Annotated in this window: 7 protein-coding genes; 2 read left to right on the top strand and 5 right to left on the bottom strand. The window is 72.5% G+C overall.

Features of this window, described 5'->3' with window-relative positions; genetic code table 11:
* Positions 1-1,180 precede the first annotated feature (1,180 nt).
* Complete coding sequence (locus QZX64_RS09160; protein ID WP_366558536.1) at positions 1,181-1,513, bottom strand: pyridoxal-phosphate dependent enzyme; 333 nt, start codon at positions 1,511-1,513, stop codon at positions 1,181-1,183.
* Between QZX64_RS09160 and QZX64_RS09165 the strand changes: the two genes are divergently transcribed.
* A complete protein-coding gene (locus tag QZX64_RS09165; RefSeq protein ID WP_295658558.1) occupies positions 1,421-1,891 on the top strand; it encodes a laminin G domain-containing protein in 471 nt (156 codons plus the stop codon). The two genes, QZX64_RS09160 and QZX64_RS09165, sit on opposite strands and share 93 nt — an antisense overlap.
* 153 nt (positions 1,892-2,044) lie before the next feature.
* Here the strand turns inward: QZX64_RS09165 and QZX64_RS09170 are convergent, their stop codons facing one another.
* The 4 genes from QZX64_RS09170 to QZX64_RS09185 form a co-directional block, all read right to left on the bottom strand.
* Positions 2,045-3,319 carry an Nramp family divalent metal transporter gene (locus QZX64_RS09170; RefSeq protein ID WP_366558535.1) on the bottom strand — a complete coding sequence of 425 codons (1,275 nt, stop codon included), beginning with the start codon at positions 3,317-3,319 and terminating at the stop codon, positions 2,045-2,047.
* Positions 3,320-3,471: 152 nt separating this feature from the next.
* Positions 3,472-3,633, bottom strand: a complete 162-nt coding sequence (locus tag QZX64_RS09175) for a hypothetical protein (protein WP_295658559.1) — start codon at positions 3,631-3,633, stop codon at positions 3,472-3,474.
* 11 nt (positions 3,634-3,644) lie between these two features.
* Positions 3,645-4,577 carry a ferritin-like domain-containing protein gene (locus QZX64_RS09180; RefSeq protein WP_295658560.1) on the bottom strand — a complete coding sequence of 311 codons (933 nt, stop codon included), beginning with the start codon at positions 4,575-4,577 and terminating at the stop codon, positions 3,645-3,647.
* Between the two features lie 244 nt (positions 4,578-4,821).
* Complete coding sequence (locus QZX64_RS09185; RefSeq protein WP_295658562.1) at positions 4,822-6,270, bottom strand: RNB domain-containing ribonuclease; 1,449 nt, start codon at positions 6,268-6,270, stop codon at positions 4,822-4,824.
* Between the two features lie 24 nt (positions 6,271-6,294).
* Between QZX64_RS09185 and yaaA the strand changes: the two genes are divergently transcribed.
* Positions 6,295-6,807: YaaA family protein (gene yaaA / locus QZX64_RS09190; protein ID WP_295658564.1), on the top strand; the 513-nt coding region annotated here is incomplete at its 3' end.

Raw genomic sequence — 6,807 nt, forward strand, 5'->3', positions numbered from 1 at the left:
CGTACGGTGCCGGACCGGATGGCGGCTGCCCATACGGTGCCGGACCGGATGGCGGCTGCCCATACGGTGCCGGACCGGATGGCGGCTGCCCATACGGTGCCGGACCGGATGGCGACTGACCATAGGGTGGCTGGGCCGGCGGGTTCTGCCACGGTGGCGGGGGCACCCCCCAGCCGGGCGGGCCCGGCGGCGGAGCCTGCCCACCGGAGATCCAGGGCGGCTGGGACTGGCCCGGCGGCGGGGCGGGTACCCACGCCGGCGGTCCACCGGGCTGGCTCTGCGCGCCCGTGCCAGCGCCGGGCTGGTTGGGCTGTGGCGCCATGGCCGGGCGCGTCGGACGCTCCGGCGACTGGCCAGATGGAGCGGGCGCGGCCGACGGATGGGCCCCGAGAGGCGGGCGAGGCGACACGTCCATCGCCGCCGGCAGGCCCTGGGACTCCGAGGCGGGAACGGCTGGACGCGGGGGGCTGGCGGGTGACGGGGCGACGGGGCGAGGCGCCGCGTCGGGCCGGACATGGACCGGCTCCCGGCGCTCGCCGATCTCCTGCCCGGTCTCGCGCTGGATACGCTCGACCCGGGCGCGGAGATCCCCCGGGGGAGTCGTTTCACCGCGTGGCTCCCGTCGCAGCGGGTTGTCGTCGTGCCGGCCGGGCCGGAGGTCGTCGGACTGGGCGGGATCGCTCGTCGTCGCGGCCGAGCGGGCCACGCGGCGCGGCGGGTTGTCCGGCACGGGGGTGGGCCGCAGGTCGGACGCGCCCGACGCGGGCATCTGGTGGAGCTGGAGGGAGCTATCGCCGCTACCCGCGTCCTGGTCGCCAGGGGCGGTCCCCTCGCGCCGTCGCCGTGGCCAGAGGTCCGACGTCGTCCGCATCTCGTCCCGTGGCCGATCCTGATCGCTCATCCGTGGGTACTCGCTTCCGTGGTTCCGTAGTGGCCCGACGCGCCATGGCCCGGCGAAGACGCCGTCGACCGACCGGACGTGTCGCCCGTGTTCCCTTGATGATGCCCGACATTGGTTCCGCTTGGCGACCCGACTCCGGTATTGGACCATCAGCAACCCCGGAGCCACGGCCGACCTGCCCGGTTCCCGGCACGAAAAACGACGACCGCCCGGCCATCCCACTCCCCGGAGGTCCGGGACAGCGGGCAGCCGGGCGGTCGTCGAACGCGGAGGGAACCGTCAGCGATCCTGGCCGACGGTCAGCGCCGATGCCTGGTCGCGGAGGTCCTGGAACAGCGCGGTGCTCAGGTACCGCTCGCCGGTGTCCGGCAGGACGACCACGACGGTCTTGCCAGCGTTCTCGGGACGGCTGGCGACCTGCCGGGCGGCGGCGGCGGCGGCCCCGCACGAGATCCCCTTGAGCAGACCCTCCGTCCGCATCAGCTCGCGGGCGGTCGCCATAGCCGTGGCACTGTCGATGTGGACGATCTCGTCGATCACGTCACGGTCAAGGATGCCGGCGATGGGTCGCTCGACCCGGGCAACGGCAGGTTCACCGTGGAGATCCGCTATCGCACGACCGACAGCTTCGGCAACGTCGTCCAGAAGGGACAGGCCACGACGTCCGGCGGCCAGGTCAAGCTTCAGCAGCCCAGGGGCATCATGAACTGCATGTTCAAGTCGCCGAGCGGTCAGGCCGCGATCGGTTCCAAGACCCCGCTCAACGACGGCCAGTGGCACGTGGTTCGGTGCGTGCGCACCCCGACCGACGTGACGATGTACGTCGACGGGGCATTGCGCAACCGCATCCAGAAGCCCACGGGGACCATCAACAACACGAAGCCGTGGACCGTCGGGGGAAAGCTCGACTGCGACGCCGCCAGCACCGGCGCCGAGGACTGCGACTACTTCCCCGGCGATGTCGACTACGTGAGGCTCACCAAGGGCTGATCGCCGCAGCCCCGCCACCACCCGCGCGTCGCTGTTTCCCGATGTCAGGCGGGGGTACCGTCGCTTCGCAGCGCGGTCACTCGCACCGTCACCGCGCCGCGCGGGCCCCCGGGGTCCAGAAGCGAGGCTCCGGGGCCACCCGTGGCCCGGGGATCAGGCCGCCAGCTGGATCAGCAGCACCGCGTTGAGCGCGATGATCAGCGCCGCCGCGACTGCGCCGGCGGCCGTGGTGGCACGCCGGTTGACCAGCGAGCCCATCACGTCGTGGCGACGCGTGAAGAGGATCAGCGGCACCAGGGCGAACGGGATGCCGAACGACAGCACGACCTGCGAGGCGACCAGCGCCTTGGTCGGGTCCACACCAGCGCCGATGACGATCAGCGCGGGTGCCAGGGTGACCAGGCGCCGCAGCGTGAGCGGGATCTGCCGGCGCAGGAAGCCCTCCATGACGACCTGCCCCGACAGGGTGCCGACACTCGAGGACGCGAAGCCGGAGGCGAGCAGCCCCAGCGCGAACAGCAGGCCGGAGGTCGGTCCGAGGTTGTCGATCAGCCCCTGGTGGGCACCCTCGATCGTGTCGATGCCCTGGCCCGCGAGGGCGGAGGCCGCGACCAGCAGCAGCGCGAGGTTCATCAGGCCGGCGATGCTCATGGCCGCCACGACGTCCACCCGCTGGCTGCGCATGATCGTACGACGCTCCGCGTCGGTGCGCGGGCGGTAGCGCTCGGCGGTCAGCCCGCCGTGCAGGTAGATCGCGTGCGGCATCACCGTGGCGCCGAGCATGCCGGCCGCGATGAGGACGCTGTCGGCGCCGGCGAAGCGCGGCAGGGTGCCGTCGAGCACGGCCATGGAGTCGACGCCGCTGATCGCGACGTCATAGACGAAGCCCAGGAGAATGACCCCGAGCAGCCCGGTGATGACCGCCTCGAACGGTCGGTGGCCGCGCGACTTCAGGCCCAGCAACGCGAAGGCGACGACGGCGGTGATGGTGCCGCCGGCGATCAGCGGCAGGTCGAACAACAGCTTGAGCGCGATGGCGCCGCCTACGACCTCGGCGAGGTCGGTGGCGATGGCCACCAGCTCGGCCTGCACCCATAGGCCCCGCACCGTCCGGCGAGGGAGGAGGTCGCGGCACAGCGCGGGAAGGCTCTTGCCGGTGGCGACGCCGGCTTTCGCGGAGAGGTACTGGATGAGCATCGCCATCAGGTTGCTGGCGACGATGACCCACACCAGCAGGTAGCCGTAGGTCGAGCCCGCGGTGATGTTGGTGGCGAAGTTGCCCGGGTCGACGTAGGCCACCGCGGTGACGAAGGCGGGGCCCAGGAGAGGCCACAGCCTGGCCGTACGACGCGGCGCCGGCGGGCCGACGGGCGGCGCCATGGCATGGGCGCGGCGCGGTCGGGGTGCGAACCGGCGGGTCTGGAACATCGCGTCTCCGTGGGTGGCGGCCGAGGGGGAGGTCAGCGTGGCACGGTGCGGCGGTGCCCCGGCGGGGACTCCGTGATGCAGGGGTGATGCAGGGGTGATGCAGCGCTGCGTGCAGGGGACCGACGGCGCCGGCCCCCTGCACGAGCGGGAGGTCAGACCCGGGTGTGGACGTGGCTGGTGAGCCAGTCGTCCACGCGCACCTGGGCCGTGCTCCAGTACGCCTGCGTGCGGTGCGGAGGCCGGGCGAGGAGCCAGGCCATCCGCAGGAACGCGGCCACCAGGACGATCGAGGCAAGGACCTGTTCGATCGGCATGGTCATCTGCGTCACTTCCCCTTGCCGCCGCTGGTGTTGATCGGGCCGTTGACGCCCTTGGGGAAGAAGCCGCCCCTCCGGACGCTCTTCGGGTTCAGGTACACCACGTTCAGGACCTGGGGTGCGGTGCGGCTGAAGGCCACCCCGAACCTGTCGGTCGGGACGAGGTTGGCGTAGCTGGTGCTACCGATGCCCTGGTCGATGCTGCGCTTGCCGTCAAGGCTGTCGCGAGCGTCGGAGATGGCCTTCGCCGCGGTCTGCAGACCCTTGTTGTACAGGGCAGAGCGGATGATGCCCGCGTGGTAGGCCTCGACCGCCAGGATGCCGGCCGCCGCCTCCAGGTACGCCTTGTTCCGGATGAGGGGAGCAGCACCCTTGTAGGCCGTGACCCCGACGTCCTCGAAGACGAACGCCGCGAGGAGGAAGCTGTCCTCGTCGGCGTACGGGTCGAACGTCTGACCGGGCTGGATCAGCCCGGCCGCCGTCGCGGCAGCCGTGAAGCTGGCCTGGATGTCGATCGCCGGGCGAGAGACCTTCGCGGACCCGAGGGCCTTGCGCAGGAACTTCACGTGGTCGAGCTCGTCCATGGCGATCTCCTTGGCGGAGTTGGCGATGGCGGGCGTCTTGAACGGGACCGCCCGTCCGCCTCGCACGCCACCGCGCTTGCCCTTGCCCGTGGTGAGCTTGTCGGCCAGGCCGGTGCCGAAGACGGCGTACGAGTAGAACTCCGCCTCCAGGTACTCCAGGTTGAGGGCGAAGTTGAGCACCGCCCCGTCGCTGACCCCGCCGGTTGCTCCAGCGGCCACGGTGCCCATGCCACCCAGGGCACCGGCACCGACGACGCCGAGACCCGCGACCCCGGCCGACTTCAGGAACAGTCGGCGGTCGGTCTCGTTCTCGGCGCTACGGTTGATCATGTCGCGTACGACAGTCTTTCCGAACATCGTGACTCCTTCGCATATGCGTTGCTTGGTGCACTGACGCGGAACCCGCCCCACGTTGGTCGCCGGGCGAGCGACGGGCGGACTGATGCCCGCTCGCCGTGCCGGACGGGCTCCGCTCCTAGTCAGCGGGACTGCGCGCACCGTCCAACGGGTGTGACTCAGGTCATTCGGAGCCGTGGGGGGCACGGATTGGACGGATACGAACCGACTTCTGCAGGGCGCGGGGCGCCGTCGCGCCGCCCGGTCAGGCCAGGGTGAAGGAGACCGAGCGCTGCAGCACGTCCGCCTCGGCCAGGACGACCTCGACGTCCTCGCCCAGCGGCAGCCGGCCGGCGCCCCGGACGCGTGCCTCGATGGCGGGGTCCTGGACCGTGACGTCGCCGCGACGCTCGTCCTTGTCGTCGACCTCCACGACCACCGCCCGGAAGGTCTCGCCGACGCGTCCGGCGAGCACGTGCGCCTCGGCGAGGTCGAGGATGGCGTTCTCGTACCGGTTGGCCCGGCGGCTGGACTCCCGCATGGTCTCGGGCAGCTTGCCGAGCTTCTCGAGCACCCAGGCCGGCACGTCCTCGCCGGAGCACAGCGCCAGGCAGATCTCGCCGGCGTAGCGGTCGACGAGCCGTCGCAGCGGTGCGGTGACGTGGGCGTACTCCGAGGCCAGGCCCGAGTGCAGCGGCTGCTCCGGCAGCTCGCCGTCGAAGCCGACGTACCCGCTGCCGCGCAGGAGCCGGGTGCACGCCACGATCATCGCCGCGTGGGCCGGGTCGTCGGGGTCCAGCGTGCGGATGAAGTCAGGGTAGGCCTGCTCGGCGGGCCACTCGATGCGCAGCGCCCGGGCGGTGCGGTGGAGCCGCCGGACGTCGCGCGGGTCCGCCGGGGGCAGCGTGCGCAGCAGCCCGACGCGGGCGTAGACCATCAGCGAGGCCGCCCCGAAGCCGGTGAGCAGGGAGATCTGGGCGTTCCACGTCTCGACCGGCAGCAGGTCGCGGAACTCCAGCCGCCACTGCTCGCCGTCGATGACGATCTCCTGCTCCGGCAACGGCAGGGAGACCCCGCCACGGGCCGCCTCCCGGGCCAGGCGCAGCTCGCCCACCTCCTGCAGCAGCGTGAACACCTCCTCGGCGGTCCCGGCGTCGACCTGCGCCTGCACACCGGCGTAGTCGAGCTTGGCGCGCGACCTCACCAGCGCCCGGACGACGTCGACGTCGGTGCCCTCGCCGATGGCGTCGACACGGATCGTCCACAGCAGCGCGGGCCGCACCTGGTCGGGCAGCAGGGAGCCGGCGTCCTCGGAGATGACCTTGGGGTGCAGCGGGATCTTGGAGTCGGCGCCGTAGAGCGTCTCGCCCCGCCGGTTCGCCTCGGCGTCGACCGGATCGCCCGGCGTGATGAACGCGGCCAGGTCGGCGATCGCGTAGTGGACGACGTACCCGTCGCCGTCGCGCTCGATGTGCAGCGCCTGGTCGAGGTCCATGGAGGAGGCGGGGTCGATGGTGACGAACGGGATGTCGGTGCGGTCGAGGGCGGGCAGGCGCGGCTCGGCGGCCGCCCGGGCGGCCGCCTCCTCGACGGCCTGCGGGAACGCGTCCGGGAGCTCGAGCTCCTCGCGGATCCGGGCCACACCCTCACGCATCGCCTGGGCGGCGACCCCGTCGTCGGTCGTCCGGACGCGCACCACTCGGTTGCTCGGCATGCTCAGCACCCTAGCCTTGCGCGCGTGCTGATCCTGCTGCCTCCCAGCGAGGGCAAGGCCGTGCCGCGGCGCGGGAAGCCCCTCGACCTGCCCTCGCTCGGCTCCCCGGTGCTCACCGCGGCCCGCGAGCGGCTGGTCACCGCGGTCGAGCAGCTCGGTGGGCGCGACGACGCCGCCCGGGTCCTCGGTCTCGGCGCCACCCAGGCCGACCTCGTGGCGCTGAACGCGCGGGTCCGCACGGCGCCCACGGCCCGCGCCGACGCCGTCTACACCGGGGTGCTGTACGACGCCCTCGGCCTCGCGGACCTCTCCCCCGCCGCCCGCCGCCGGGCGACGAGCCGGGTCGCGGTCGTCTCCTCGCTCTTCGGGCTGCTGCGCCCCGGCGACCGCATCCCGGCCTACCGGCTCTCGGGCGACGTCACGCTGCCCGGGGTCGGACCCGTGGCCGGCGTGTGGCGCGGCGTGCTGGGCGGCGCCGTCCTCGACGCCCTGGGCAGCGGGCTGCTGGTCGACCTGCGCTCCACGACGTACGCCGCC

It is taken from the genome of uncultured Nocardioides sp., assembly GCF_902805925.1.
In the GTDB taxonomy this organism is placed as follows: domain Bacteria; phylum Actinomycetota; class Actinomycetes; order Propionibacteriales; family Nocardioidaceae; genus Nocardioides.

Excerpts from the sequence above, each read along its gene's own strand:
- QZX64_RS09175 (WP_295658559.1), bottom strand. The coding sequence starts at position 3,633 with ATGCCGATCGAACAGGTCCTTGCCTCGATCGTCCTGGTGGCCGCGTTC.
- QZX64_RS09170 (WP_366558535.1), bottom strand. The coding sequence starts at position 3,319 with ATGTTCCAGACCCGCCGGTTCGCACCCCGACCGCGCCGCGCCCATGCC.
- QZX64_RS09185 (WP_295658562.1), bottom strand. The coding sequence starts at position 6,270 with ATGCCGAGCAACCGAGTGGTGCGCGTCCGGACGACCGACGACGGGGTC.
- QZX64_RS09180 (WP_295658560.1), bottom strand. The coding sequence starts at position 4,577 with ATGTTCGGAAAGACTGTCGTACGCGACATGATCAACCGTAGCGCCGAG.